The following is a 25,820-nucleotide window of genomic DNA, read 5'->3' as shown; positions in this document are numbered from 1 at the left end:
ATAAATAGATGTATAATTATATTGGGTGATTTATATATGAGATTAATAGGGAGAGGAATTCGATAGAATGGAAAAGGCTTTTAAAATTAAACGAGTTGCAGTTGTTTTAATAGCGATTGCAATAGTAGCTATTGGGTATTTCATGTTTCAATCTATTACTTCACCAGCAAAAGCTGTTGCGAAGCAAGAAAATATAGTGCAGCTTGCAAGTGAACAATCGAAAGTTGAAATGAATAAAACGGCACCAAGTCGTTTTAACGGAATGGAAAGAAAAGTTGCTTATCTTACATTTGATGATGGGCCAGGAAAATATACGGCTGAATTATTAAATATGCTAAAACAGCACGATGCGAAGGCGACATTCTTTTTAATCGGAGCGAATGTAAAAGCGTTTCCTGATTTAGTAAAACGTGAAAATGCAGAGGGTCATTATGTTGGAATGCATAGTATGACACACAATTTTGCGAAGTTATATAAAAATGGCGAATATGTTAATGAAATGAAAGAAGATCAAAGCTTAATCGCAAATATTATTGGAAAATCACCTCAATTAACACGTCCACCATACGGATCGATGCCTGGTTTAAATGAAGGCCTTCGAAACAAAGTAGTAGAGGGTGGTCTTAAAGTATGGGACTGGACAATTGATTCTTTAGACTGGAAATACAATAAAGTACCAGTCGATGCAGCGGCAGCACAAATCGCTCAAAATGTATTAGCTGGTGCAACAAATCCTCAAGAAGTCATTTTAATGCATGACATTCATCCGCAATCAGTTGCAGCTGTGCCAGCAATATTAAAGGGTCTAAAAGAAAAGGGTTATGAGTTTGAAGCATATCATGAAGAGAATCACTTCCCAGTGAACTTCTGGCATGATAACCGTATGTAATGGAGGAATTGAAGTTGAAATATGGAAAAGTAGCAGTAGTTGGAGCATTAGCAGTAGGATTACTATCAGGTTGTTTTGGTGAAAAGCCAGAAGAAAATTTATTTACGGCTTTTGAAGCAGCATCTACACAAGAAAAATCTTTAGCAGATGACACAAAAAAATTAGAGAAGTTAGAAAAGCAAGGACAAGAACTTTATTCTCAAATTTTACAAGAAGGTAAAGAGCATAATGAAGCAGTTTCAAAGAAAATAGAGCAAGCTACTGCAAATGTAGACGAGCGTGAAAAAGTATTGAAAAACGAGAAGGAACAGTTAGAAAAAGCGCAGAAAGAAACGAAATCTGTTCAAAGTAATATTGAAAAACTCGAAGATAAGAAATTACAAAAACAAGCAAAAACAGTAGAAGAATCGTATAAAAATCGTTATGATGCCTTCCAAAAGATGAATGAGAATTACACGAAGGCGTTAGCGACTGAAAAAGAACTGTATGAAAAATTAAAAGTAAAAGAAACGAAGTTAAAAGAAATTGGTGAAAAAGTTAAAACTGTTAATGAGTTAAATGTGGAAGCGCAAAAGGCGAAAGAACAATTTAATAATTATACAAAAGAGTATAATGATAATAAATTAGCATTTTATAAAGATGCACAAATTAAAATTAAAGAACAAAAATAAAGAAAGATTTTAATTATAATAAAAAGCCGGGGAAACATTGTCAAAAATGTTTTTTCGGTTTTTTACTTTAAATGAATAGAAAAGACTGGAATTGATATCATAAAAGAGTTATAGTGAAATATTCGAAGGGAAACATTGTAAAGTAAGGAGAATGAATTATGTCATATGAATTTTTATTCAAATTAGGTTTAGCACTCTTTTTAGGATTATTCATCGGAATAGATAGGCAGCTAAAGAATAAACCGCTTGGTGTGAAAACAAGTATGGTTATTTCCGTAGCGAGTTGTTTAATTACAATGGTTTCAATTGAATCAGTGAATGTTTATTCTGTACCGGGTCATACAAACATGGATCCAATGCGTCTCGCTGCTCAAATTGTTAGTGGGATTGGTTTTCTTGGAGCAGGGGTAATTTTACGAAGAAATAATGACGTTATTTCAGGATTAACGACAGCTTCTATGGTATGGGCCGCTTCAGCACTAGGTATTGCGATTGGTGCAGGGTTTTATATACAAGCGACGGTTGCCATGATTTTAATTATATTAGCGATTAATGTACTTCCTCAAATTGTGAAAATTGCAGGACCGTATTCATTGAGACAAAAGGACTTGTCGATAAAAATTACCGTAAACAAACATCGAGAGTTAGACGGGATTTTTAAGCAAATTAAAAATTTAAATATGCAAGTGAAACGAGTGAAAATTAAAGATATTGATAATGGGGCATCTCAGCAATTGGAAATGGTCATTTTAGCTCCAGAAGATTTATATACAACTGAATTATATAGTTCTTTAAAAGAAATCGATCATGTTGTTTCAGTAGAAGTTGAAAGTAGATAAAAAGAGTGATGAAAATTCACTCTTTTTTTAATGCATACAAAACATTTTGCTATAATTATTTTCTAAGGGGGATGAGTATGGTGGAGATACATATTAGAAAGGCAATGAAAGCTGATATTGCGGCAATAGCGAAAGTGCATGTGGAAAGCTGGAAAACGACGTATACTGGGATATTCGCTAACGAAATTTTAGAAAATGTAACATTTGAACAAAGAAAAAAGCAATGGGAAAACATTTTTCAAAAAGAAGACAATCTGCAATATAGATTTGTAGCAGAGACGTTAACTGGGGAGATTATCGGATTTATCGATGGGGGAGTTGAAAGAACAGGTACATATAATTGTGATGGGGAATTATATGCAATATACATTTTACAAAAATATCAAGGAATGAAGATAGGACAAAGATTATTTCAAGCATTGCTATCGGAATGTAAAAAAGATAATATGCAATCTCTGTTAGTTTGGGTGGTTGCTAATAATCCTTCTAAAAAGTTTTATGAAAAATATAATCCGGAAAAAATTGACACGAAAATTTTAGAAAGACTAAATGTAGAAGAAATAGCATATGCTTGGCGAGATATGGATTGTTTATACAAATCACTAACAATTTAGAACGCGATAATATTATTATGTAAACTTAATCTGCAAGAATGAAAAAATACATCAATTATTATATTGGTGTATTTTTTGTTGACGGATTAAATGTTTTGAAAAGGTGAAAAGTTTAGCTAGATAAAAAAATTCTGAAATATATCTTGAAATGATTATCATTATCAATTAGAATCATAGTTGATAATAAAATTAAACTGTCATAAGTTTTACAAAAAAATGATAGTGTTCGTCTAAAAGAGGAGGAGCAGTATGCAGCATGCGAAACAAATCGCGGAACATGCAACAATACAAAGCTTTTTAAATTGTTATTTAAGAGAAACAGGAAGTGGAGAATGGATTACGGAGGATAAAAGGGTAGAAAATATTTTCTGCCATTCATTTCAAAGAGACGCTATCCCCACTTATTTATGCTGTCGGTTATCGGCACAAAACGTTACTTTGTATGGGGAAGTGATATATAAATCGTCAACGGACCGTCATCTATTTGGAGAACAATTTTATTACCAAATTGGCGAAAATAAAAATGTTATTAAAGCAGATTATATTACGGTTATTATGTTTTTAATAAAGGAAATGTCTATTAACTATGGAGATGGCACGAATCCTGATGAACTTATGCTTCGAGTTATTCGTAGTTGTCAAAATATTGAGAAGTTTATACAAGGAAGGGAGCAAGATACATCTGAATTATATGGTTTCCATACAACTTTTATAGAGGCGGAGCAATCTTTATTATTTGGACATTTAACTCATCCTACACCAAAGAGTAGACAAGGCATATTGGATTGGAAAAGTTCAATGTATTCTCCTGAATTAAAAGGGGAGTGCCAACTTCACTATTTTCGGGCACATAAAAGTATAGTAAGTGAAAAATCATTGTTACAAGATTCCACAACGGCGATGATAAAAAAGGAATTAAAGAACGATGAAAAGGTAGGTCAAGAATTTATTGAAAAGTACTGTCAAGAAGATGAATATTCACTAATTCCAATCCATCCACTACAAGCAGAATGGCTATTACATCAATCTTATGTGCAAAATTGGATGAATCAAGGTGTACTTGAATATATTGGTCCAGTAGGTAAGTGTTATATGGCGACATCATCACTTAGGACGTTATATCATCCTCATTCCAAGTACATGCTTAAATTTTCATTCCCTGTAAAGGTCACGAATTCAATGCGTATTAATAAATTGAAGGAACTTGAGAGTGGACTTGAAGGGAAGGAAATATTGAATACTAAAATTGGAGAGGTGTTAGAAAAGTTTCCGGGATTTGATTTTATATGTGATCCGGCCTTTATTACTTTAAAATACGGGGCACAAGAGTCTGGATTTGAAGTGATTATACGAGAAAATACATTTTATAGTGAAAATGAAAATGATGCAACGCTTATCGCTGGATTAGTACAAGATGCAATTCCAGGTGAAAGAACTCGTTTAGCGAATATTATCCACCGCTTAGCAGATTTAGAAGGTAGAAGCTGTGAAGAAGTAAGTTTAGATTGGTTTAGACGATATATGAATATCTCTTTAAAGCCGATGGTATGGATGTATTTACGTTATGGCGTTGCATTAGAAGCGCATCAACAAAATAGTGTTGTTCAATTGAAAGATGGTTATCCAGTTAAGTTTTACTTCCGTGATAATCAAGGTTTTTATTTCTGCAATTCAATGAAGTCAGTGCTAGATAATGAACTAGCGGGTATTGGCGAACGTACTGGGAATTTATATGACGATTACATTGTAGATGAAAGATTTCGTTACTATTTAATTTTCAATCATATGTTTGGACTAATTAACGGTTTTGGTACAGCAGGATTAATAAAGGAGGAAACTCTTCTTTCAGAATTAAGGTCTGTACTTGAATCGTTCCTTCCATATAACCGTGAACCTTCTACATTTTTAAGTGAATTGTTGGAAGAAAATAAATTGGCATGTAAAGCAAATTTGCTAACGAGATTTTTCGATGTTGATGAACTGACAAATCCTTTAGAGCAAGCAATTTATGTACAAGTAGATAATCCACTCGTTAGAGAAGTGGCTGTTCGTTCATAAGTAGTGCTAAAATTTCACGTAATACAAATAATGGAATTCGATATTCCGTATTATAGCGGAGGGATTTATGAAAGAAGAAGTTTATCAAGCAAAAATATTGAAAGCACTCCAATCAAAAGAGTACATTTCAGTAAGAAGAAGAGTATTCCGGCAATTAGTAGAATCGTTAATTTATGAAGAAATCATTACGCCGATGCGTATACAAAAGGGAGAGCAAATACTTTTTATTATACAAGGTCTTGATGAAAAGAATCAAAATGTAACGTACCAATGCTATGGACAAGAACGTATGACATTTGGGCGTATTTGTTTACATGACTCATTAATAATGAGAGTTCAAGATGAGGAAGAAGAAATACAATCAGTTTCACAATTTTTACAGGAGATTTTTCGAATTGTTCAAGTTGATCGAACGAAATTGGATTCTTTTATTCAAGAATTAGAACAAACAATCTTTAAAGATACGATTGCACAATATGAGAGAAGTTGTGAAAAAGACTATCTTGCGAAATCTTATGATGAGCTTGAAAGTCATTTAATAGATGGACACCCGTATCATCCTAGTTATAAAGCACGCATCGGGTTTCAATATCGTGATAATTTTCAATATGGATTTGAATTTATGCAACCAATGAAAATTATATGGATTGCAGTTCATGAGAAATATACGACTGTAGGATATGAAAGTGAAGAGAGTTATAACTGTACCTTTAAAGAAGAAATTGGTGAAAAGAAAATCGAAGAGTATATGGATCGTATTCGAAAAATGGACTGTGATTCGAAGAAGTATATGTTTATACCTGTTCATCCTTGGCAGTGGGAGAACTTTATTATTCCGAATTATACTGACCATATACAGGATAAATATATTATTTATTTAGGGAAATCAGAAGATGATTATTGCGCGCAGCAGTCGATGCGGACATTAAGAAATGTTACGAACCGAGCGAAACCATATGTAAAGTTATCAATGAATTTACTCAATACTTCAACTATCCGTACATTAAAACCGCATTCGGTTGTGAGTGCACCTGCTATATCGAATTGGTTAAAAGATATAGTAGATCATGATCCTTATTTAAGGGATGAATCGCGCTTAATTTTGTTAAATGAATTTTCGAGTGTTACGTACGATGTGAATAAAAAAGCTACATATGGCTCATTAGGATGTATTTGGCGTGAAAGCGTTCATAAATATTTAGATAAGAAAGAAGAGGCAATCCCATTTAACGGTTTATATGCCAGGGGAAAAGATGGGATACCAATTATTGATTTGTGGTTAAAGAGATATGGAGTAGAAAGCTGGTTAAGATTGCTTATTCGAAAGGCAATTATCCCAGTTGTACACCTCGTTGTAGAGCATGGAATCGCATTAGAATCACATGGACAAAACATGATTTTAGTTCATGAAGAAGGACAACCAGTCCGTATTGCACTAAAAGATTTTCATGAAGGACTGGAGTTTTATCGTCCGTTTTTGAAAGAAATCGAAAAAAGTCCTGACTTTACTAAAATGCATAAAACATATACGAATGGTCAAATAAATGATTTCTTTGAAATGGACCGTATTGAATGTTTACAAGAAATGGTTTTAGATGCGCTTTTCCTGTTCAATCTAGGTGAACTGGCTTTCGTGCTGGCAGATGAGTATCAATTGCAAGAGGAACAATTTTGGATCATTCTTGTTGAAGAAATAGAAGATCATTTTGAAAGATTTTCACATTTGAAAGAACGTTTTGAAGCATTACAATTATATGCACCTACATTTCATGCAGAGCAATTAACGAAGCGACGCTTATATATGGATGTGGAATCGCTTGTTCATGAAGTTCCAAATCCGTTGTATAGAGCAAGGCAACTTACAATACAAAAATCAGTTGTTACAGGGGGAAATCATGCTAATCGTTAATAAACAAGAATTTAGCAAAAATGATTTTGAATTGAGATTACAAGGTTACGAGGGAGTGGAACAATTTCAAGAAGCAGAAGGAAATAGATTTGCACTTTGTCTGAAAGATCCATTCGATATTATTACGCTTGTGTTTTTCTTAAAAGAAAAAAGAGCATCTGTACTACTTATTCATGAAGATACACCGAAGGATACAGCTATTGAAATGGCAAAGCGCGCAAAGTGTACTGCACTTTTATACGGAGAAAGTAACGACTTTACAAAATTAGAAGTTCCAAATCTATTACAAGAAGAACCGTCTTTATTACAATATAGTTCAGGCACAACAGGAGAGCCAAAACTAATTCGTAGAGCATGGACGGAAATTGAAACAGAAATTGCTGCTTATAATGAAGCTTTAAAATGTGAAGAAGACGAAGTACCAATTGTAATGGCTCCAGTTTCACATTCATACGGATTAATTTGTGGCACGTTATCAGCAATTACGAGAGGTAGTAAGCCTATAATCATTACAAATAAAAACCCTAAATTCGCATTAAATATAGTTCGTAATACCGAAAAACATATCATATATGCAGTACCACTTATGCTACATATTATGGGGAGTTTTCCACAAGGAACTCTTCAGTTTCATAAAATTATGACATCAGGATCACCTTTGCCAGAAACGCTATTTTATAAGTTAAAGGGCATGACGAAATACATGATGCAGCAGTACGGCTGTTCTGAAGCTGGTTGCATTAGTATATGTCATGATATGAAGACACATTTAGACTTAGGGAAGCCACTTTCTCATGTAAGTATTAACATAGGTTCAAATGAAGATGAACCTGAAGAAATCGTAGTGAAAATTGCTGGAAATGATATTTATACAAAAGATTTAGGGTATAAATCTGAGCAAGGCCTTCATTTCATGGGGCGAATAGATGATGTTATTAATGTGTCCGGTCTAAAGGTATTTCCTATAGAAGTGGAAGAAACGATGCTTCGATTAGAAGGTATTCAGGAGGCGATTGTATACCGCGGTAAGCATCCTGTGATGGGGGAAATTGTAAAAGCCAAAGTAGTCTCTCATATTGAACCAGTACAAATAAGAGAATGGTGCATACAGCATTTACCGTCTTATAAAGTACCGCATGAAATTGAAAGTGTAGCAGAGATTCCGAAAAACAAAACAGGGAAAGTAAGTCGTAAGTTATTAGAGATGGGAGAGATAACAACATGAGTCGTGAAATGTTAAAAGAAGCAGTTTTAAGCATTATGAGAGAAAAAATGGAACTGAAAAATGTAACGCATTTAGAAGAAACGATGCGTTTAAATCAAGATTTATATATAGATTCGGTAATGATGTTACAACTTATAGTATACATAGAAATGGATTTAAAGCTATGCGTTCCAGAGGATGAGATAGACCCAAAGGCGTTTCTTACTGTAGGGTCTTTGCTTGACTTTATGGAAGAGTTGCAGCCGTTACACGAAGTAAATGTGAATAACTAACCTTTTAGGAAAGTGGATGAGAGTATGACTTCAATTAAAGTTCACTGTTTAGTGAGTTGTTTTTGTGAAATTATAAAAAGGCGTAGCGATATAGATTTCCGTCCATTTTATTTCGGATTATGGGATGGAGATTTTGATATAACAGAAGGCGGGATTATTTCTTATCATTCCGAAAACATTAACCATGATAACTACTTACGCTGGTATGAAAAATTGTATGGTATTAAAGTGAACGAATGGTACGATCATTCAAAAGATAAAAGTAGCAATGTAGAAACATTTTTAGAATTAGTAGAAAATAAGCCGGAAAATCGTTACGTAATTGTAATGGTTGATATGTCTTTATTGCCTGAGAGAGAAAATAAGTTTCATCAAAAACCGTTTCCGCATTACTTAATGATATCGAAGACAGAGAAAGAAGATGAATGGTTCATGCTTGATCCTGATTTTCGCTGGGAAGGGAATATGGAAAGAGAAAAAGTGCTCCATTCTGTTAAAGATAACCCATTTGGTGGAGGCTATTTCATTGATATAGAAGGAATTCAGGAGCCAACACAAGAGATGGTAGAAAGTTATTTCATGGAAACATTCAAAAAGGATGATAATGAATTAACTATGGAATTAAAAAATTTAATAATAAAAATGGTAAATGAAGAGGGTGGGTATTCACTTTCTGGGCTCGTAACGGCAGTAAAGCAAATACCCGTATTGGCAATACGGAAATATAGCTATGAACATGCCTTTGCATACTTCCGTGAAACTTTACAATATTCGGAGCAAGAATTTGATTATTGGTGTGATCGAGTGGAGGACATTGTACAAGGATTTACAAATGTACAGTACCGCGCAATCAAAATGGCAATGACAAAAAATAAAGATATGTTATTACCAATTGTTGAGAAGCTTGATGAAATGAATACAATTGAACTGCAAATTAAGGATGAATTAGAGAGACAGTTTCTGTCATGGAAAGAAATGATAACAAATCAGTCTGTCTTAACTAATACAAGTTCATTGAATTTAAGATAAGGGAGTTCAAACCAATGAAATATTCGCTATGTACAATTTCATTTCGCCATCAACTAATTTCATTTACTGATATTGTTCAATTTGCATACGAAAACGGTTTTGAAGGAATTGAGTTGTGGGGGACCCATGCACAAAATTTATATATGCAAGAGCGTGAAACGACAGAACGAGAAATAGATTATTTAAAGGATAAAAATTTAGAAGTTACGATGATAAGTGATTACTTGGACATATCATTATTAGCGGATTTTCAAAAAACGATGGAAAAATGTGAACAGCTGGTAACACTAGCTAATTGGTTTAATACAAATAAAATTCGTACGTTTGCCGGGCAAAAAGGTAGTGAGGATTTCTTGGAACAAGAGAGAAAAGAGTATGTGAAGCGAATTCGAATGATTTGTGATCTATTTGCTCAGCATAATATGTATATACTATTAGAAACACATCCAAATACGTTAACGGATACTTTACCGTCTACTTTGAAATTGTTAGAAGAAGTAAATCATCCATATTTAAAAATAAACCTTGATTTTCTTCATATATGGGAGTCTGGTGCAGACCCGATAGATAGTTTCCAGCGACTAAAGCCGTGGATACAACATTACCATTTTAAGAATATATCATCAGCGGAGTATTTACACGTGTTTGAACCAAATAATGTATATGCCGCTGCTGGAAGTCGTATAGGAATGGTTCCATTATTTGAAGGTATCGTAAATTATGATGAAATCATCCGGGAAGTGAGAAATACTGATCATTTTGCTTCGCTTGAATGGTTTGGGCATAATGCGAAAGATATATTAAAAGAAGAAATGAGAGCATTAACAAATAGAAAATTAGAAGTAGTAACCTCATAAGATGAAATGATGTAAGAGTCTCGTTTAAGAGACTCTTTTTTTACGGAATAAATAACCAAAAATTACCATGTATTTAATTTCGGATTTGGTACAATTTAATATATATAAGGAGGTGATCGGTAATGGCTAGAAATCGTAACGCTAATCAATTAGCATCACATGGAGCACAAGCAGCTCTAGATCAAATGAAATATGAAATTGCACAAGAGTTTGGTGTACAGCTTGGGGCTGATACTTCTTCACGTGCAAACGGTTCTGTAGGCGGTGAAATTACAAAGCGCCTTGTAGCGATGGCAGAACAACAGCTTGGTGGCGGATATTCTCGCTAAATGTAGAAGGTTATAGGAGAAAGGAAGGATTCTTCCTTTCTTTTTTATTTTCAATTAATTGGTATGGATATATTGTGAACAGGATTCAAAGAATAGGAGTAATGCTATATTTTACCCAATTTCTTTTGTTGTAAATGGAAAGTAGTAAAGATGAAATAGCCCTGGTGGAATGTAAACATAATTTCCAGCAGGGCTATTACATGGTAAGAAATATATGATGAAAGGTTCCGAAATCAACATGTTAAAAAAAGAAAACTGTTGTTTAATTGCACTTGCATCAGTTCCACTTGTTATGACGTTAGGTAATTCAATGCTTATTCCAATCCTGCCAACCATTGAAAAGAAATTACATATTTCATCTTTCCAGGTATCCATGATAATTACAATTTATTCTATCATTGCAATTATACTTATACCGATTGCTGGTTATTTATCAGATAGATGGGGACGAAAGATGGTAATGGTTCCAAGTTTATTAATTGCAGCTATTGGAGGAGCGATAACGGGCTGGGTATCATGGAAAGTTGATAACCCTTACGTTTGGATTCTTATCGGAAGAGCAATTCAAGGGATAGGTGCTGCTGGTGCTATGCCAGTTGTCATACCATGTGTAGGTGATTTATACAAAGATGAAAAACAGGTTAGTGCAGGTTTAGGAATCATTGAGACGTCAAATACATTTGGAAAAGTATTGAGTCCTATATTAGGATCAGCTCTTGCAGCTATTGTATGGTTCTTACCATTTTGGGCGATTCCAGTTTTATGTGTAATATCGATTGTTTTATTACTGGTACTAGTAAAGGCGAAGAAACAAGAAGAAGAAGTTCCACCACTTAAAGAATTTATTCAATCTATTATCTCTACGTTTCGAGAAAAGGGAAGATGGTTAATTGCCATTTTTATACTAGGTGCAATTATTATGCTTATTTTATTCGGAATACTTTTTTATCTGTCAACTATACTGGAGTCGAAGTACGATATTCATGGTATATGGAAAGGGTGTGTACTCGCTATTCCTTTACTTGTACTATCACTTAGCTCATATATGGCTGGTAAAAAAATTGGAGATAAACAAGATATTATGAAAAAGTGTATCTATATTGGATTTTTACTGGCTGCTGCATCTGTATTCTTACCTTTATTTCTAAAAGGAATCTATTTACTACTTCTTTGTCTCGTTATTATGGGGGGAGGAATTGGTATGGCGTTACCGTGTCTAGATGCTCTTATTACACAAGGGATTGAAAAAGAGCAGAGGGGGACAGTTACGTCATTTTATAGTTCAATGCGATTTATCGGTGTAGCAGCTGGACCACCCCTGTATTCTTTTTTTATGAAAGGGTCGGACCATGAAGTGTTTTATTTAACAAGCATCTTCGCTGCTATTGGTGCTGTCATAGCAATTATTTGGATTAAACCAGCAAAAGATAAAATGATGTTAAAACAGAAACCGGAACCAACTTCATAATGCGAAAGAGAATTGCATGCTAATTACATAACATGCAATTCTCTTTAATTAGTTAGGCAAAATAACTTGTTTTAACATATAAAGTGCGACTCCCCATATGATTAGCCCTGAAAATTTATTTAATACTACAATCGTTTTTCCTGTCGAGTCAAATCCTTTTAGAAATTTTCCAGCAAAAGCTAAACTAATAAACCAAATCCAAGAAACTATAATTGTTGCAAAAGTGAAAGCCCATTTCTCACTTCCTATGTACTGTATAGAGTTTGTTCCGATTACACCAATTGTGTCTAAAATTGCGTGTGGATTTAGTAATGAAACCGATGCGGCGAAAATAATTTGATTTTTTAAAGGCATGCTTTTTTCTTATTTTACATCATTTGAAGGATCGCTTCTCCAAATAACCCAGCCCATATATATAAGAAAGAAAAATCCAATCATATACAGAGTAGTTGTTAACCAAGAGAAAGTTAGGAGGACAAGGGAGACACCTTGTACAGCAATTAATATTAATAATGTATCACATATAGATGCAGTCAAGACTACAGGAGCAGCTCGCCAAATATTTGGTTGACTAGCGCCTTGGTTAAAGACGAAAACATTTTGGACACCTAATGGAATGATAAGACCAAATGCAAGGATGATACCGTGAATAATTGCTTCACTCATCATATTACCTCCTACTTAATGTGATTAATTATGATAATCTATATTGTATAGAAGAAATGAAAATTTGTATCCATCCATAGGGTTGGGTAGGTTACCAACCATAAAGTATGTGAGGTGAGATAATGGAAAGGCTCGTTTGGAAACCTAATATGTCTTCGTCTATTCCTTTATATAAACAAATAGAATCTTATATAAAAGAAAGAATTGTTAATGGGGAATGGACAGTTGGAACTAAATTACCTTCACAAAGAGATTTGGCGCATACGTTTGAAGTGAATCGAAGTACAATTGTAATGGCTTTCGATGAATTAGTAGCAAAAGGGTATATTGAGGGGAATGGCCGGAAGGGAACAATTGTTATAAATAATAGTGAGAGTACTTCTACATATGCCCCGCCTCCAAATTGGCAGTCTTATGTAGAAACGGGACTTCATTATCCGAATCTTCCTGCTGTACAAGAGATTAATCAAGCTGAATTTACTCCCAATGTAATTCGATTAGGAACAGGTGAACTTTCACCGAGTCTCTTGCCTGAGAAAAAGATGAAGGGTATTATTAATAAAATTTTACAATCAAATGTTACACTTGGGTATGAGGAACCGAAAGGAAATCTCCATTTAAGAGAAAAAATTGCGGAATATTTAAAAGGGCATGGGGTATATGTATCTCCTGACTCTATTTTAATTGTTTCGGGAGCAATCCAAGCACTGCAACTTATTTCTATGGGGCTTCTTCCGAAAGGAGCGTCAATTTTATTAGAAAAACCATCATATTTATATTCGCTTAATGTATTTCAATCAGCAGGAATGCGCTTGATTGGAATACCAATGAATGAGAATGGTATAAATACTTCCTATATCACAAAATATAAGAAACAATTTAACGCATCTATCTTATATACAATCCCATCTTTTCATAATCCGACCAATTTTAGTATGAACGCTAAGAAGAGGGAAGAAGTGATGGAGATATGTAATGAAATTGGATTACCTATTATTGAGGACGCGGTATATCAAGATTTATGGTTCGATGCACCAGTTTCAAAGCCCTTAAAGGCATATGATAAAAATGGGATTGTGCTACATATTGGAAGTATGTCCAAAGTCATTAGTCCTGGTTTAAGAATTGGATGGGTTGTTGGATCAGAATCAGTTATTCAAAGATTAGCAGATATAAAAATGCAAACTGATTATGGTTCAAGTTCTATATCCCAGCAGATTGCAGCGGAGTGGTTTGAAAATGGATTGTATGATGAACATTTACAGTTTGTAAGAAGTGAATTGAAAAAACGTAGAGATTTTATGATAAGTATGTTAGAAAATTATTGTAGTGGCATTGCAACTTGGCATGAGCCAGTAGGAAGCTTTTACATTTGGCTACATATAAATCTACCAATTTCGAATCGTAGTTTATTTGACAAAGCTTTACAAGAAAAGGTGTTATTAAACCCAGGCACTTTGTATGATAGAAGTGCTAACCAATTTTTACGTCTTTCTTATTCCTATGCAACTGTAGAAGAAATTGAAGTTGGAATAAAAAAGATCGCGCAATTAATTAAAGGGTAAAAGGAGAAAACCATGAAACAATATGTGATTTGCCAAATGATTGATGGAGAGAAATATTTAGCTGCTTATGCGGAAACAAAACAGGATGCAATTGAAAAAGCAGAATTGTTAGGTTTAAGAACTGGAAATCGTTACATAGTAATTACCGCAGAAGAAGCAGAAGGGTTAACTTATCCTTAAATAATGGGAGAGTACATAAGAAGTAAATAAGCCTAATAATGTACTATATTATTAGGCTTATTTACTATTAAAGTGTGATAGGGAAAATAATATAATTATGAGTCAAGTTGACGGAAATACCGATTTGTTTTTCGATCCTGATTTCCGTCTCTATATTCATCAACATATTGCCTGAAGTTCCAGGATTGTAAAAACTTATTAGCGGCATTATAACCAGAGTTATAGAGCCATTCTTTCTCTTCTTTAGTTAATTGAAAATCAGTACTTGTAATGGTTCCTGTTGGAATTGTAATAGTTCTAGCCTTTGATTCTTTATCTAAATGACGTAAATCATGAGCTTGCATCATTGTTTTAAATAGTCCTTTGAACATGGAAATAGGTTCTTCATAGTGGGCGGGATCAGCTTGAATCTCATCTTTTACAAAATGAAATCCAAAGGTAGGCCAGCGAGGAGAAGTCGGTGAATCGAAAATCCAAATTGGATAATTACTTAAAATACCGCCGTCAACCATATAACAAGGTTGTTTCCATTTTGGTGTTCTCCATTTCACTGGTTCGAAGAAGAAAGGAATGGTTCCACTCATTCTTACTGCTTTAGCGATAGGGAAGCGATAATTTAAAAATCCGTAGTCTGGCAAGTCATCGGGAAAAATAACCATTTTACCATTGCTTATATCTGAAGCGATAATTTTGAGTTTATTCAAATCAGGTAAGTCTGTAAATAGATGAATGCCTTTTTTTCTAAGCAAATCTTCTAGCCATTCTTCGAGAAATACATTGGAATAAATACCTAGAGTAGACCAAGCGCTTAATCCTTTACCGATAAAGGGGATTCTATCAAGAAAAGTTTTTTTAGTGAATTTTTCATAATCAATGTCTGTTACAATTGTTTTTAATTCGGAACAAGAATATCCTGCTGCTAAAAGCGCTGCGATAATAGCACCAGCTGATGTCCCTGCAACACGTTCCCACTCATAGCCTTTTTCAGCTAACGCGCAAATTGCTCCTACGTGTGCAATTCCCCGTACACCGCCTCCCTCGAAAACACCATCAATCTTCATAAACATACTCCCTTTCATATAAAAAATTTTGAAATGGCAAAAAAGCACGTATTGTACGCGCTTTTTTATAATAGTTTTTAAGTTTACTAGCAGCTTGCAAAGCCGCCCCAACAGCTAGCTCCAATGATGATTAGAAGGATAAATAAAACGATTAATAAAGCGAAACCTCCATAACCACAACCACCGCCGCAACTACCGCCGTAACCGTAACCACCGCCGTAACCACCGCAACTATATCCGTAACCCATGTGGAATTCCTCCTTATATTAAAAGTGAAAATGAACGAGGGAAAGTATACTGTAAGAAATTATGAGATATCATGTTTGTAGGAACAATGTATACTATGCTTATTTAAACTTGTTCGCGTACGAGGGAAGAGCCCGTTTTTTCTTGAGCTTGTTGAATTTACAATGAACGGAGTATAATCTTTGTGCTATGATACAAATAAGTATGTAAATGTAAGGAGAATTTATGAAACAAAAAATTGAAGTATTAATTGATAAATATGAACTAACACATTTGAAACAGGAGCTTGTAAATACTATATTTCCTTGTATAAAAGTTGTGCCAAAGGAGCAGGAGATAATCGAAAAAGGTAGTTCAACAATGGGCGGAGTTCCTGATTTGCCAAATACATTTGAATATCCAACATACAAAGAGAATCCGCTACGGTTTATCGCACAGTTTAATTTAAGTGATTTACAAAACGTTGGTATGGATCACAAACTTCCTAAGACAGGGATGTTATATTTCTTTAGTATTGAAAATTACTTTGAAGAAGATGTGGATCCAACCGAAGCTGGACGTGTACTTTATTATGATATCCCTGTAGAGCAATTACGTAGAGCAGATGAAATACAAGCGAAATATAACCAGTGTACAATTACTTTTGAACTGACATATAAATTGCCAGAGCTTTTCATTGAAGATGAGGCTGATTCAGATCGTTTCTTGCAATTACTTGAAGAGCTAATCCCAGACAACTATGATAATCATCAAATGTTTGGAGAACCATTCTCTGTACAAGATGAGGTATTGTACGAGACTGGACAATATATGGGGATAGATCCACAGCATATGACGCTCTTATTCCAAATTGATTCAGATACTAAAAAGTGTAATATGATGTGGGGAGATTTAGGGATGCTTTATTTCTGTATTGGAAATGAAGACTTGAAAAATCGCCAGTTTGAAAATACATGCTGTGTGTTACAAACTTGCTAAAAAAAAGGGGTTGTTCTTTTTCTAAAAGAACAACCCCTTTAAAAATGTTAAATATGCATAATCTCATATGACCTATTTAGAAAAGTATTGTATACTCTGAAACTATACGGTACTTTTTCGTATAGTTATAGAATGTAAGGAGTGACGAGATGGGAAAGACAAGTAAGTATGTGACAGCTGCCGCACTTTGTTCAACTATAGTAATGGGAGGCTTACACGCGTCATCTGTATCTTATGCAGCTACGAATCCGACTACAGTGACAACACAATCAGATGCAAAGTTGTTAAATGATTTCAGCAAAGAATTAAAAAAACAGATTGATAATCGAGAAGAAAATATTACAATCACATATAAAACAAAAGATAGAAATGCTAGAAATATTATGGATCAATTGTATGGCGAGTTTAATAAAATTGTAGATGCAGATGAGTATGTAAAATATAATGTAGCTTCTACTAAATACTCTATTAAAGGGATGCCGGGGAACTATACGTTTACACTGCAAGTGAAATACCGTGAATCAAAAGAGCAAACACAGTATGTAAAGTCTCAGGCGAAAGCAATTGTAAATTCTATTATTAAACAAGGCATGGATGAACATGAAAAAGTGAAAGCTATTCATGATTATGTTGTGAAACAAGTATCATATGATACGTCTTATCAAGCATATACAGCGTATGAAGCGTTAGCGAATCGTTCTGCCGTTTGCCAAGGATATACATTGTTAACATACCAATTACTAAAAGAAGCAGGTATTCAAAATCATATTGTAACAGGTACAGGGAATGGACAAGCTCACGCATGGAATTTAGTGAACATTGATAACAAGTGGTACCACCTTGATACTACATTCGATGATCCAGTTCCAGATAAAGCTGGGCGCGTAACATATTCATATTTTAATATGTCCGATGAACAATTAAGCAAAGACCATGAATGGGATCGTAGTAAATATCCAGCGGCAACTACAAGCTACTTCAACGAATTAACAAGTAAAATAAAAGCCGGAAGTTCAAAAACTGCTGTATATGAACAAATGTTAAAAGAAACAAATTTAAAGTATTTATCTGCACAATACGGAGCGGAAAATTACAATGAGTTTAAGAAAAAATTACAGCAACAATTTGCTTCCAAGCCAGAAAAAGTAGAAGTACGATATAAGCAGTCAATGGATGGAACGATGCAAGATATAAAGAAAGTATTAAATGAAATAACTTGGCCAAAAGGTGCAAAGCGTGTATCTTATCAAGTTGCGCCATATAGTGCAATGACAGGTTATTCATTAGCGACAATTACATTTACGTATTAATGAAAAAGAGCATCTTTAAAAGGTGCTCTTTTTGCGTTTGATTTATAATATTGTTGACTATTTAGAATTGAGTGATAAAATAATCAGGAATAGAGGATGTGATAGCTGAATGAATTTGTTCGAAAATAATATATTTGCATTGATATATTTTTGTCTAGTAATCGGGCTTATCGTTTTGTTTTTTGTATCATTTACTCTGTTCATTAAAAGATTATTGCAAAACAACACTATGAAAAAACAACATGTGATTAATATGAATCAGAAGCTAGATCGGATTATTGAATTGCTTGAAAAAGATAAAAAAGAATGATGGAAGATGTATAAAAAGGAGAAACAAATGGCTAATTATATAAAAGAATTACGTGAAAAAATAGGGCATGATTATGTTATTTTGAATTTTGCAGGTGGTTGTGTGTTTAATGAATTTGGTGAGGTGCTTCTGCAAAAAAGAGGAGACTTTAATGCTTGGGGCTTTCCGGGCGGTGCAATGGAAATTGGGGAGTCTGCGGCAGAAACTGCGATCCGAGAAATTAAAGAAGAAACAGGATATGATGTGGAAATTGATGAGCTCATTGGTGTGTATACGAAATATTTTCAAACATATCCGAATGGAGATCAGGCACAGGCAATTGTAATATTCTTTAAATTTTCAATCGTTGGAGGGAACAAAAAAATAGACGGTGATGAAACATTAGATCTGAAGTTTTTCCCGGTAGACAAAATGCCGCCATTGTTTAATAAACAACATGAAGATTGCTTGCAGGATTTATTAGAGAAAAGAGTAGGGGTATTTCGTTAATATATAGAAAAAGAAGCTAAATGAGATTAGCTTCTTTTTTATGTTCTATTTCCACCAATCATCAAACATTGACGCTGGTACTTGTCTTTTATGTTCACTCACTTTGTAACGCTTCTCGACCTTTTCAGCAACGTCAGCTGGAACGGATTTACCTTCTAAATAGTCATCTAATTGATCGTAAGTAATGCCTAGCTCTGTTTCATCAGCTTGACCTGGTTTTTCATCTAATAAATCAGCTGTTGGCATTTTTAAGTAAAGTCGCTCGTCCGCACCTAATTCTTGTAATAGAGCACGTCCTTGGCGTTTCGTTAATCCTGTTAATGGTAATAGGTCTGCACCACCATCTCCGAATTTTGTAAAGAATCCTGTTACAGCTTCAGCAGCGTGATCAGTTCCGATAACAAGTAATCCTTGTTGTCCGCCAATTGCATATTGTGTAACCATGCGAATACGTGCTTTTACGTTTCCTTTATTGAAATCTGTTAATGATTCACCTAATAAGTTTTCATATTGATTTGAGAAGGAATCAACAGTTGAAGCGATATCAAAAGCAACAGATTGATCAGCTTGAATAAATTGTAATGCTAATTGTGCATCATCTTCATCTTTTTGTACTTTGTACGGAAGACGTACGGAGATAAACTTTGCGTTACCACCTTCATTACGAACTTCTTCGACTGCAAGCTGCGCTAAACGCCCTGCAAGTGTAGAGTCTTGTCCGCCGCTAATTCCAAGTACAAATCCTTTTGCGCCTGTTTTTCTTACATAATCCTTTAAGAAATCAATTCGTTTACGAATTTCTACTTTCGGATCAATTACAGGCTGAACATGTAATGCTTTCATAATTTGTTCTTGTAATGTCATTATGTTTTCCTCCTATTCATATTAAAGCGGTAAATAAGTTTATATGTATATTGGTACATACTTCTATCCTTTATTATTTCGCAAAACTAACGAATATACAATAGGATGCGTGTATGAATAGTAGCTATTATAAATAAACTGTTTTATATAAGCAATTGTTTAAAACCTTTCAATAATGTAAGGTTTTTGTCATTTGAATCGATGGAAGGTATTTCCGAACTTTACTAATATAAAAGCATAGTTAGTAGAAGGGCGGAGAAGTAGTATGAACATTAGAGAACTCGCATTTCGAAATGTAACGCGAAATAGACGAACATACTCAGCTTATTTTTTGAGTAGTGCATTTGCCATTATGGCCTTTTTTGTGTATTCATTTTTTGCGTTCCATCCGGCATTAAGTGCGGGAGAATTAGGACAGTACGTATTCGTAAGTATGTCTTTTGCACAGTCTATTATTTACTTATTTACATTCTTCTTTATTTTATATTCAATGGGAATGTTTTTAAAAACGAGAAAGCGTGAACTAGGAATTTTAATGATGCTAGGTATGACGAAATATCAATTAAAGCGTCTTATCTTCTTTGAAAATATTATGATTGGAATAGGGGCAATAATTTTTGGGATTCTTTCAGGTATGTTATTTTCAGGAATATTAATATTTGTAGCCCCGATGATTTTAAAATTAGATATTTCTTTATCCTATTACATACCGATGAAAGCGATTGTTGTAACGAGTATTATGTTTTTCGTATTATTTATGATTATTTCATTGTTCAGTGCAGGAATGGTTCGTAAAAATAAAATTATGAAATTGTTTAGAGGATCAGCAGAGGCGAAACCAGAACCGAAGGCATCCATAATTTCTTCTATATTAGCAGTAGTATTGCTTAGTGCTGGTTATGCAGGAGCTCTTATGTCACATGGTGCAATGGTATTTGTAATGATGATTCCTGTTACAACGGTAGTCATTATTGGTACGTATTTACTGTACAAGCAGTTGAGCGTCTTTATTATTCGATTATGTAAAAAAAGTAAATGTTTCTATTGGACACAGACAAATATTATTACTTTGTCAGATTTAGCATACCGTATGAGAGATAATGCAAGGATGTTCTTTATTGTAACAATTATTTCAACAGTAGCATTTTCAGCAATAGGTACATTGGTTGGGTTTGCTTCGATGACGAAAGAAATTATGGACAGACCAATTGCGTTTCACTATCATTCTAAGCAAGGTAATAGCAATGAGTCACAGCATATGCAGATCATTGATGAAGTATTAAAGAAACATAATATAGCAGCTTCAAAAATAAATATTTCATCGAAGACAACGGAGGAGCAGTCGTTAAGAAGCGCCAGTTTTATAAAAGAATCAGATTATAAGGAATATGCAAAGTTAACAGGAGAACTATTTAATACTGTATCAAATAAAGAGGCTTTATTTTTGTCAGTCGAAATACCCGGACCACCGATGAAAGAAAGAAAAGAAATTACTTTACCAAATATGAATGAACCTTTAAATGTGAAAAAAGTTAATACTTCTTCATTAAGTAAAATACTAAGAGGTAATGTGTATGTAATCTCTAAAAATCAATATGATTCATTACAAGGTGGATTTAAAGAAGAAAAAGATTATATGTATAAAACACAAGGAGCGAAAGATGAAATTGAGGTTGGTAAAGAGCTTACGAATCAGATTAAGCCTTATCAAGAACATGCAACGTTTAGTGCAGAAGAGTACGATCAAAATCAAAGTTTACAAATCGCAGGACCCATTTTATTTGTAGGTTTCTTTATTGGTATTGTATTTTTCGTTTGTGCAGGAAGCTTCCTTTACTTCCGCTTATTTTCTGATTTGGAGGACGATACTCGTTTATTTGAAATGATTCGAAAAGTTGGATTGACGAGAGGCGAATTATCGAAAGTAGTCACAATCCGCTTAGCGCTTTTATTCTTCGTTCCAGTTGGAGTTGCAACATTACATGGGGCAGTAGCATTAACAGCATTAGGACAAATGTTTGAGTACTCACTTTTTAAAGAGAATACGATTGTATTAAGTATTTTTGTAAGTATTCAAGTTCTATATTTCATCATTATACGATCTCGTTATTTAAAACAATTGAAAGAAAGATTGAATATTCGTTAAATGTTTTTTTTTAACTTTTGTACTATATTTTCTAAAAAGAGTAAGGCATTACCAAATATATAGTGATAAAATGAAAATAGCGAGGTGAAAAAAATAATAGAGAGTAAGGGGGGAGTAACATGAAAGCAACAGGAATTATTCGAAAAGTAGATGAATTGGGACGGATAGTTATTCCTAAAGAATTACGAGATGTATTAGGAATACAAATCAAATCACCACTTGAAATTTTTGTAGAAGAAGACAAAGTCATTTTACAAAAATATCAACCTTACAATGCTTGTCAAATAACAGGTGATGTTTCAGACCAAAATATTTCATTAGCAAATGGAAGCATTACTGTTAGTATAGAAGGGGCAAAACATGTAATAAAAGAAATTGAGCAGTTTTTGAACAAGAGTGAGATTTAGTCTTAATTTATATTATTCTTTTGAAAAACTGAAAAAGAAAAGGACCATAATGGGTCCTTTTCTTTTGTTTATTGAGAAACATTTGAGAGGAAGGGAAATGGAACGAATAAAACGAATGTTAAATCTAAACGCATTCAATAGTGGTCTGAAATGAAAATAATATATTTTCAGGAGGGATTACGATGAATAGTAGTACAGCGAATAAACAAAAAGGCATTAAATTAATTCCGTTTACTGTAAATAAAGTGGTTGAACAAGTAAATGAAATTCCACCAGGTGTACAACTGATCCATGCTCCGCAAGTATGGGAAAAGAGTGCGAAAGGGAAAGATATCGTCGTTGCCGTTTTAGATACAGGTTGTGATGTAAGTCATGTAGATTTAAAAGATTGTATTATTGGTGGGAGAAATTTCACAAAAGATTATGAAGGTGATCCAAAAATTTATCTTGATAATAATGGGCATGGTACTCATGTAGCGGGGACGATTGCAGCGACTGAAAATGGTGTCGGTGTTTTAGGAGTCGCACCACTTGCTAAAATGTTAGTTTTAAAAGTATTAGCTGGAGACGGTTCTGGAAGCTATGAGCAAATTATTGAGGCCATTCATTATGCTGTAAATTGGAGAGGACCGAATAAAGAGAAAGTAAGAATTATTTCAATGTCACTTGGTGGTCCGCAAGATGTACCAGAATTACATGAAGCTATTCAAAATGCGGTAAAACAAGACGTACTTGTCGTGTGCGCTGCAGGAAATGATGGAGATTGTAACGATGATACTGAAGAATTAGATTTTCCAGGTGCTTATTCTGAAGTAATTGAAGTAGGTGCTGTTAATTTAGAGCGGAAAATTTCATGCTTTAGTAATTCAAATCAAGAAATTGATTTAGTAGCGCCAGGTGATGAAATATTGTCTACGTATCCAGAGGGGAAATATGCGGTATTAAGTGGTACTTCAATGGCGACGCCGCATGTCGCTGGGGCGCTAGCACTTCTCATAAAGCAGTGTGAGAGAGAGTATGGTAGAAAATTATCAGAGCCGGAAATATACGCGCAACTTATAAAAAGGACTGTACCTTTAGGGTATGAACGTACATCTGAAGGGAATGGATTAATAGATTTATTAAAAGAATAGTAATTACTAAAAAACATCTCATATGTATATGAGATGTTTTTTAGTATGGCTCAGTTGCGTTTAGTACGACATTTAATAAGCCAGGGAAATCTAGCATTTAAGTCTTCTTCACGAATTGAGATAAAACGCTGTGGAAAATAGCTTAAGAAGATTATATTGATTTATATTATTTACACTTTACAAATCCTGAAACAAGTTACATAGATTCAATTGGAGAGCTTACTCGTCTAAAAGAAGAAGGGAAAATCCGTTCAATCGGAATATCCAACGTAAACATAGGGCAATTAAAAGAAGCAAATCAACATGGTCATATAGATGTTGTACAATCGCCTTACAATATGTTAGATCGTACTGCCGAGGAAGAACTATTACCGTATTGTATAGAAGTTGGTATTTCATTTATTCCGTATGGACCTCTTGCCTTTGGAATACTAGGTGATAAATATACAGAAAATTTTAAATTGAACAAAGTCGATTGGCGCCAAAGTGTAAATCTATTTGAAGAAAATACATATAAGAGTAACTTTAAGAAAGTTGAAAAGTTAAAAGACTTAGCTAAAGAAAATAATATTGAAGTATCTCATTTAGCGTTAGCATGGTTATTAAACAAAAAAGGAATTGATACTGTTATTCCTGGCGGAAAGCGGGTAGCGCAAATAAGAGAAAGTGTTAGAGCAGTGGACGTTTTATTGAATGAGATGGATATGAAGAAAATCAAATCTATATTAGAGGATTAATAGAAAAGAGGGGTATTACCCTCTTTTCATATATAAGGAGATGGCAAAAATGAAAAGGGAGTTGCATCATAGAAGCGTTCTAAAGAAAAAGCACCGTTTAGTTATGTACTAAAACAGTGCTTTTCGTTTAGATTGAACCGTCGCTGCGTTTTCATCATGTATTCCAGCTTCTTCAATGACTCGTTTTTTTACTTTATTTAATAGATGGTCTACTGCCTCACCAAAATAGTTAGCTTCGCTTTTTGTGCGGGCTTCTCGTAAACATTTATAGTTTTCTAGCAGTTCCTCTTTTTCGGAGTTTGTTAAGAAATCTTCTATTTTCTTTTTTGTCATACGAAACACCCTTTCTTCTGACAAACGACGCAATAGAAAATATTTATTTTTCATTATAACAATAATTTTTAAAGAAAGTATAGATTAACGTCGTAATAATTTGTCAATTTCTTGAATTTTCTCATCAGCTTTCCCAATTTGTGAATTTTTAGCCTGTTCACCACCTAGAGCTTGATGAAGTAAAAATGTTTGACCTGAAATAGCGGTTACAATAGATACTTTTATAATTTCTTTAATTAAGGTGACATCGAATAAAACAAGTCCAAGAAGTGCAGCTAGGCTACCGGTAAATATATCGGTTAAAAACCCAAAATGGAAAAACGTTTTTAAACGGCGTGGAAGCAATAACTTACCTTGGTTATTGATCAGATGGGAAACGAAGCCAGTAACGCCACCAACTAGAACAGCAGTTAGCCATTGATACATTTCCATCGAATCCACTCCTTTTAGTGAATAAGATTCGATTTTTACATATTGATTCCTTTTAATATTTCATATAAGCATATTGAGAAAGTTTATTTGGGTATATTCCTTATTCAATTTAATTATAACAGAAAAATCTGATGTATTTCAGTCTATTATATGAAGCCTTTTTTCATTAATATGAATTCAGAAAGGGGTGCGTGAAATGTATATAGATTATCGAATAAGAAGTGTAGATGGTTATACAAAAAATATAGGGGAACTTGTAAGTATGATGGAGCATACGCGGGCAGTAACATTACAGGAAATAGAGGATTTAGCAGTGGAGCAATTGGATTTAATAATGCCGAGTGGTGAGAATTCAATTGGTGCTTTACTAAAGCATATAGCGGCTATAGAAAAAGTCCATCAGCTTATTTCTTTTCAAAATCGTGATTTTACAAAAGAAGAATTAGAAATATGGGAAGATGCACTGTATTTAGGGGAAGCGGGGAGATCTATCCGTCGTTATGAAATACAGTATTATGTACAACTTTTACAGAAAGTTCGAGAGGAAACAATAGAGTGTTTGAGACAACAGGATGATGAATGGCTAATGTCAGAAAGAAAGTGGCCTAATGGTGTAGCGTATAATCAGCACTACCTTTGGTTTCATGTGCTAGAAGATGAAATTAGTCATCGTGGACAAATTAAAATGTTAAAAAACAAGTTATTCGAAAATTATGTTAAATGATGTAGCTTTTTAATGAGATATTCCATATAATGAGAGTAATTAAATTTAGAACGGAGTGATGTATTATGGCGAATATGAC

The 25,820-nt window shown here is 34.0% G+C and carries 27 protein-coding genes and 3 pseudogenes; 23 read left to right on the top strand and 7 right to left on the bottom strand.

Annotation, left to right across the window (positions count from 1 at the left end; translation table 11 throughout):
* The first annotated feature begins 67 nt into the window (after nucleotides 1-67).
* The 12 genes from ACE38F_RS18360 to ACE38F_RS18305 all read left to right on the top strand — a co-directional run bounded on the left by ACE38F_RS18360 (nucleotide 68) and on the right by ACE38F_RS18305 (nucleotide 12,160).
* Nucleotides 68-889 carry a peptidoglycan-N-acetylglucosamine deacetylase gene (locus ACE38F_RS18360; protein WP_215556060.1) on the top strand — a complete coding sequence of 274 codons (822 nt, stop codon included), beginning with the start codon at nucleotides 68-70 and terminating at the stop codon, nucleotides 887-889.
* 14 nt (nucleotides 890-903) lie between these two features.
* The gene (locus ACE38F_RS18355) at nucleotides 904-1,560 is read left to right on the top strand and encodes a YkyA family protein (protein ID WP_375370661.1); all 657 of its coding nucleotides are present in this window, start codon (nucleotides 904-906) and stop codon (nucleotides 1,558-1,560) included.
* A gap of 158 nt (nucleotides 1,561-1,718) precedes the next feature.
* Nucleotides 1,719-2,399 carry an MgtC/SapB family protein gene (locus ACE38F_RS18350; RefSeq protein WP_002012374.1) on the top strand — a complete coding sequence of 227 codons (681 nt, stop codon included), beginning with the start codon at nucleotides 1,719-1,721 and terminating at the stop codon, nucleotides 2,397-2,399.
* Between the two features lie 77 nt (nucleotides 2,400-2,476).
* On the top strand, nucleotides 2,477-3,013 hold the full coding sequence (locus tag ACE38F_RS18345) for a GNAT family N-acetyltransferase (RefSeq protein WP_375370662.1): 537 nt from the start codon (nucleotides 2,477-2,479) through the stop codon (nucleotides 3,011-3,013).
* 249 nt (nucleotides 3,014-3,262) lie between these two features.
* The gene (locus ACE38F_RS18340) at nucleotides 3,263-5,071 is read left to right on the top strand and encodes an IucA/IucC family protein (RefSeq protein ID WP_375370663.1); all 1,809 of its coding nucleotides are present in this window, start codon (nucleotides 3,263-3,265) and stop codon (nucleotides 5,069-5,071) included.
* A 67-nt stretch (nucleotides 5,072-5,138) separates the two neighbouring features.
* Entirely contained in the window at nucleotides 5,139-6,980 is a 1,842-nt protein-coding gene (locus ACE38F_RS18335; protein ID WP_375370664.1) for an IucA/IucC family protein, read from the top strand.
* Nucleotides 6,967-8,205 (top strand): AMP-binding protein, encoded by a 1,239-nt coding sequence (locus ACE38F_RS18330; protein ID WP_215556065.1) that lies wholly within the window; start codon nucleotides 6,967-6,969, stop codon nucleotides 8,203-8,205. The genes ACE38F_RS18335 and ACE38F_RS18330 overlap by 14 nt, the downstream gene beginning before the upstream one ends.
* Nucleotides 8,202-8,477, top strand: coding sequence for a petrobactin biosynthesis protein AsbD (gene asbD / locus ACE38F_RS18325; protein WP_002158241.1), 276 nt, complete (start codon nucleotides 8,202-8,204; stop codon nucleotides 8,475-8,477). Before ACE38F_RS18330 ends, asbD begins: the two co-directional genes overlap by 4 nt.
* Before the next feature lie 24 nt (nucleotides 8,478-8,501).
* A complete protein-coding gene (locus ACE38F_RS18320; RefSeq protein ID WP_341307029.1) occupies nucleotides 8,502-9,506 on the top strand; it encodes a DUF6005 family protein in 1,005 nt (334 codons plus the stop codon).
* 14 nt (nucleotides 9,507-9,520) lie between these two features.
* Entirely contained in the window at nucleotides 9,521-10,363 is an 843-nt protein-coding gene (locus tag ACE38F_RS18315; protein WP_375370665.1) for a sugar phosphate isomerase/epimerase family protein, read from the top strand.
* Between the two features lie 122 nt (nucleotides 10,364-10,485).
* On the top strand, nucleotides 10,486-10,692 hold the full coding sequence (locus ACE38F_RS18310; protein WP_215556068.1) for an alpha/beta-type small acid-soluble spore protein: 207 nt from the start codon (nucleotides 10,486-10,488) through the stop codon (nucleotides 10,690-10,692).
* A 217-nt stretch (nucleotides 10,693-10,909) separates the two neighbouring features.
* The gene (locus ACE38F_RS18305) at nucleotides 10,910-12,160 is read left to right on the top strand and encodes an MFS transporter (RefSeq protein WP_375370748.1); all 1,251 of its coding nucleotides are present in this window, start codon (nucleotides 10,910-10,912) and stop codon (nucleotides 12,158-12,160) included.
* A gap of 48 nt (nucleotides 12,161-12,208) precedes the next feature.
* Here the strand turns inward: ACE38F_RS18305 and ACE38F_RS18300 are convergent.
* Nucleotides 12,209-12,826 (bottom strand): annotated as a pseudogene (locus tag ACE38F_RS18300) (LysE/ArgO family amino acid transporter).
* A 122-nt stretch (nucleotides 12,827-12,948) separates the two neighbouring features.
* Between ACE38F_RS18300 and ACE38F_RS18295 the strand changes: the two are divergent.
* Nucleotides 12,949-14,391, top strand: a complete 1,443-nt coding sequence (locus ACE38F_RS18295) for an aminotransferase-like domain-containing protein (protein ID WP_375370666.1) — start codon at nucleotides 12,949-12,951, stop codon at nucleotides 14,389-14,391.
* 12 nt (nucleotides 14,392-14,403) lie between these two features.
* Nucleotides 14,404-14,571 carry a DUF3933 family protein gene (locus ACE38F_RS18290; protein ID WP_375370667.1) on the top strand — a complete coding sequence of 56 codons (168 nt, stop codon included), beginning with the start codon at nucleotides 14,404-14,406 and terminating at the stop codon, nucleotides 14,569-14,571.
* Between the two features lie 95 nt (nucleotides 14,572-14,666).
* Here ACE38F_RS18290 and ACE38F_RS18285 read toward each other — a convergent pair whose 3' ends face one another.
* Entirely contained in the window at nucleotides 14,667-15,632 is a 966-nt protein-coding gene (locus tag ACE38F_RS18285) for a patatin-like phospholipase family protein (protein ID WP_375370668.1), read from the bottom strand.
* Nucleotides 15,633-15,718: 86 nt separating this feature from the next.
* Nucleotides 15,719-15,880 (bottom strand): YjcZ family sporulation protein, encoded by a 162-nt coding sequence (locus tag ACE38F_RS18280; protein WP_341307024.1) that lies wholly within the window; start codon nucleotides 15,878-15,880, stop codon nucleotides 15,719-15,721.
* 223 nt (nucleotides 15,881-16,103) lie between these two features.
* On the opposite strand from ACE38F_RS18280, the gene ACE38F_RS18275 reads away from it, so the two are divergent.
* From ACE38F_RS18275 to ACE38F_RS18260, 4 genes are all read left to right on the top strand, one after another.
* Nucleotides 16,104-16,856 carry a YwqG family protein gene (locus ACE38F_RS18275; protein ID WP_375370669.1) on the top strand — a complete coding sequence of 251 codons (753 nt, stop codon included), beginning with the start codon at nucleotides 16,104-16,106 and terminating at the stop codon, nucleotides 16,854-16,856.
* 149 nt (nucleotides 16,857-17,005) lie between these two features.
* Nucleotides 17,006-18,166 (top strand): transglutaminase domain-containing protein, encoded by a 1,161-nt coding sequence (locus ACE38F_RS18270; RefSeq protein ID WP_375370670.1) that lies wholly within the window; start codon nucleotides 17,006-17,008, stop codon nucleotides 18,164-18,166.
* 109 nt (nucleotides 18,167-18,275) lie between these two features.
* Complete coding sequence (locus tag ACE38F_RS18265; protein WP_002141377.1) at nucleotides 18,276-18,476, top strand: DUF4083 domain-containing protein; 201 nt, start codon at nucleotides 18,276-18,278, stop codon at nucleotides 18,474-18,476.
* A gap of 27 nt (nucleotides 18,477-18,503) precedes the next feature.
* Nucleotides 18,504-18,965, top strand: a complete 462-nt coding sequence (locus ACE38F_RS18260; RefSeq protein ID WP_375370671.1) for an NUDIX hydrolase — start codon at nucleotides 18,504-18,506, stop codon at nucleotides 18,963-18,965.
* Nucleotides 18,966-19,010: 45 nt separating this feature from the next.
* Here ACE38F_RS18260 and nadE read toward each other — a convergent pair whose 3' ends face one another.
* Nucleotides 19,011-19,829 (bottom strand): ammonia-dependent NAD(+) synthetase, encoded by an 819-nt coding sequence (nadE, locus tag ACE38F_RS18255; RefSeq protein WP_375370672.1) that lies wholly within the window; start codon nucleotides 19,827-19,829, stop codon nucleotides 19,011-19,013.
* Nucleotides 19,830-20,094: 265 nt separating this feature from the next.
* Between nadE and ACE38F_RS18250 the strand changes: the two genes are divergently transcribed.
* The 3 genes from ACE38F_RS18250 (at nucleotide 20,095) to ACE38F_RS18240 (ending at nucleotide 23,515) form a co-directional block, all read left to right on the top strand.
* Nucleotides 20,095-21,975: an FtsX-like permease family protein gene (locus tag ACE38F_RS18250; protein ID WP_375370673.1), complete on the top strand. Its 1,881-nt coding sequence runs from the start codon at nucleotides 20,095-20,097 to the stop codon at nucleotides 21,973-21,975.
* Between the two features lie 119 nt (nucleotides 21,976-22,094).
* Entirely contained in the window at nucleotides 22,095-22,382 is a 288-nt protein-coding gene (locus ACE38F_RS18245; RefSeq protein ID WP_002148618.1) for an AbrB/MazE/SpoVT family DNA-binding domain-containing protein, read from the top strand.
* 182 nt (nucleotides 22,383-22,564) lie between these two features.
* A complete protein-coding gene (locus tag ACE38F_RS18240) occupies nucleotides 22,565-23,515 on the top strand; it encodes a serine protease (RefSeq protein WP_375370674.1) in 951 nt (316 codons plus the stop codon).
* Between the two features lie 40 nt (nucleotides 23,516-23,555).
* Here the strand turns inward: ACE38F_RS18240 and ACE38F_RS18235 are convergent.
* Nucleotides 23,556-23,646, bottom strand: a pseudogene (locus ACE38F_RS18235) (transcriptional regulator); the annotation flags it as partial.
* On the opposite strand from ACE38F_RS18235, the pseudogene ACE38F_RS18230 reads away from it, so the two are divergent.
* Nucleotides 23,640-24,252 (top strand): annotated as a pseudogene (locus tag ACE38F_RS18230) (aldo/keto reductase); the annotation flags it as partial. The pseudogenes ACE38F_RS18235 and ACE38F_RS18230 sit on opposite strands and share 7 nt — an antisense overlap.
* A 108-nt stretch (nucleotides 24,253-24,360) precedes the next feature.
* On the opposite strand, the gene ACE38F_RS18225 reads toward ACE38F_RS18230, so the two are convergent.
* A complete protein-coding gene (locus ACE38F_RS18225; protein ID WP_375370675.1) occupies nucleotides 24,361-24,585 on the bottom strand; it encodes a hypothetical protein in 225 nt (74 codons plus the stop codon).
* Nucleotides 24,586-24,669: 84 nt separating this feature from the next.
* A complete protein-coding gene (locus ACE38F_RS18220; RefSeq protein ID WP_002158224.1) occupies nucleotides 24,670-25,017 on the bottom strand; it encodes a DUF4257 domain-containing protein in 348 nt (115 codons plus the stop codon).
* Between the two features lie 196 nt (nucleotides 25,018-25,213).
* Here ACE38F_RS18220 and ACE38F_RS18215 point away from each other — a divergent pair, with 196 nt between their 5' ends.
* A complete protein-coding gene (locus tag ACE38F_RS18215; RefSeq protein ID WP_375370676.1) occupies nucleotides 25,214-25,741 on the top strand; it encodes a DinB family protein in 528 nt (175 codons plus the stop codon).
* Nucleotides 25,742-25,820: the final 79 nt, after the last annotated feature.

The organism is Bacillus altaicus (genome assembly GCF_042136375.2).
Taxonomy (GTDB): domain Bacteria; phylum Bacillota; class Bacilli; order Bacillales; family Bacillaceae_G; genus Bacillus_A; species Bacillus_A cereus_U.
Note: the sequence above shows the minus strand (reverse complement) of the source record. Positions and strands in the feature narration are given on the sequence as shown.

What these genes read in the sequence shown, in the direction of transcription:
- ACE38F_RS18360 (WP_215556060.1), top strand. Translation starts at nt 68, where the DNA reads ATGGAAAAGGCTTTTAAAATTAAACGAGTTGCAGTTGTTTTAATAGCG.
- ACE38F_RS18350 (WP_002012374.1), top strand. Translation starts at nt 1,719, where the DNA reads ATGTCATATGAATTTTTATTCAAATTAGGTTTAGCACTCTTTTTAGGA.
- ACE38F_RS18345 (WP_375370662.1), top strand. Translation starts at nt 2,477, where the DNA reads ATGGTGGAGATACATATTAGAAAGGCAATGAAAGCTGATATTGCGGCA.
- ACE38F_RS18340 (WP_375370663.1), top strand. Translation starts at nt 3,263, where the DNA reads ATGCAGCATGCGAAACAAATCGCGGAACATGCAACAATACAAAGCTTT.
- ACE38F_RS18335 (WP_375370664.1), top strand. Translation starts at nt 5,139, where the DNA reads ATGAAAGAAGAAGTTTATCAAGCAAAAATATTGAAAGCACTCCAATCA.
- ACE38F_RS18330 (WP_215556065.1), top strand. Translation starts at nt 6,967, where the DNA reads ATGCTAATCGTTAATAAACAAGAATTTAGCAAAAATGATTTTGAATTG.
- asbD (WP_002158241.1), top strand. Translation starts at nt 8,202, where the DNA reads ATGAGTCGTGAAATGTTAAAAGAAGCAGTTTTAAGCATTATGAGAGAA.
- ACE38F_RS18320 (WP_341307029.1), top strand. Translation starts at nt 8,502, where the DNA reads ATGACTTCAATTAAAGTTCACTGTTTAGTGAGTTGTTTTTGTGAAATT.
- ACE38F_RS18315 (WP_375370665.1), top strand. Translation starts at nt 9,521, where the DNA reads ATGAAATATTCGCTATGTACAATTTCATTTCGCCATCAACTAATTTCA.
- ACE38F_RS18310 (WP_215556068.1), top strand. Translation starts at nt 10,486, where the DNA reads ATGGCTAGAAATCGTAACGCTAATCAATTAGCATCACATGGAGCACAA.
- ACE38F_RS18305 (WP_375370748.1), top strand. Translation starts at nt 10,910, where the DNA reads ATGAAAGGTTCCGAAATCAACATGTTAAAAAAAGAAAACTGTTGTTTA.
- ACE38F_RS18295 (WP_375370666.1), top strand. Translation starts at nt 12,949, where the DNA reads ATGGAAAGGCTCGTTTGGAAACCTAATATGTCTTCGTCTATTCCTTTA.
- ACE38F_RS18290 (WP_375370667.1), top strand. Translation starts at nt 14,404, where the DNA reads ATGAAACAATATGTGATTTGCCAAATGATTGATGGAGAGAAATATTTA.
- ACE38F_RS18285 (WP_375370668.1), bottom strand. Translation starts at nt 15,632, where the DNA reads ATGAAGATTGATGGTGTTTTCGAGGGAGGCGGTGTACGGGGAATTGCA.
- ACE38F_RS18280 (WP_341307024.1), bottom strand. Translation starts at nt 15,880, where the DNA reads ATGGGTTACGGATATAGTTGCGGTGGTTACGGCGGTGGTTACGGTTAC.
- ACE38F_RS18275 (WP_375370669.1), top strand. Translation starts at nt 16,104, where the DNA reads ATGAAACAAAAAATTGAAGTATTAATTGATAAATATGAACTAACACAT.
- ACE38F_RS18270 (WP_375370670.1), top strand. Translation starts at nt 17,006, where the DNA reads ATGGGAAAGACAAGTAAGTATGTGACAGCTGCCGCACTTTGTTCAACT.
- ACE38F_RS18265 (WP_002141377.1), top strand. Translation starts at nt 18,276, where the DNA reads ATGAATTTGTTCGAAAATAATATATTTGCATTGATATATTTTTGTCTA.
- ACE38F_RS18260 (WP_375370671.1), top strand. Translation starts at nt 18,504, where the DNA reads ATGGCTAATTATATAAAAGAATTACGTGAAAAAATAGGGCATGATTAT.
- nadE (WP_375370672.1), bottom strand. Translation starts at nt 19,829, where the DNA reads ATGACATTACAAGAACAAATTATGAAAGCATTACATGTTCAGCCTGTA.
- ACE38F_RS18250 (WP_375370673.1), top strand. Translation starts at nt 20,095, where the DNA reads ATGAACATTAGAGAACTCGCATTTCGAAATGTAACGCGAAATAGACGA.
- ACE38F_RS18245 (WP_002148618.1), top strand. Translation starts at nt 22,095, where the DNA reads ATGAAAGCAACAGGAATTATTCGAAAAGTAGATGAATTGGGACGGATA.
- ACE38F_RS18240 (WP_375370674.1), top strand. Translation starts at nt 22,565, where the DNA reads ATGAATAGTAGTACAGCGAATAAACAAAAAGGCATTAAATTAATTCCG.
- ACE38F_RS18225 (WP_375370675.1), bottom strand. Translation starts at nt 24,585, where the DNA reads ATGACAAAAAAGAAAATAGAAGATTTCTTAACAAACTCCGAAAAAGAG.
- ACE38F_RS18220 (WP_002158224.1), bottom strand. Translation starts at nt 25,017, where the DNA reads ATGGAAATGTATCAATGGCTAACTGCTGTTCTAGTTGGTGGCGTTACT.
- ACE38F_RS18215 (WP_375370676.1), top strand. Translation starts at nt 25,214, where the DNA reads ATGTATATAGATTATCGAATAAGAAGTGTAGATGGTTATACAAAAAAT.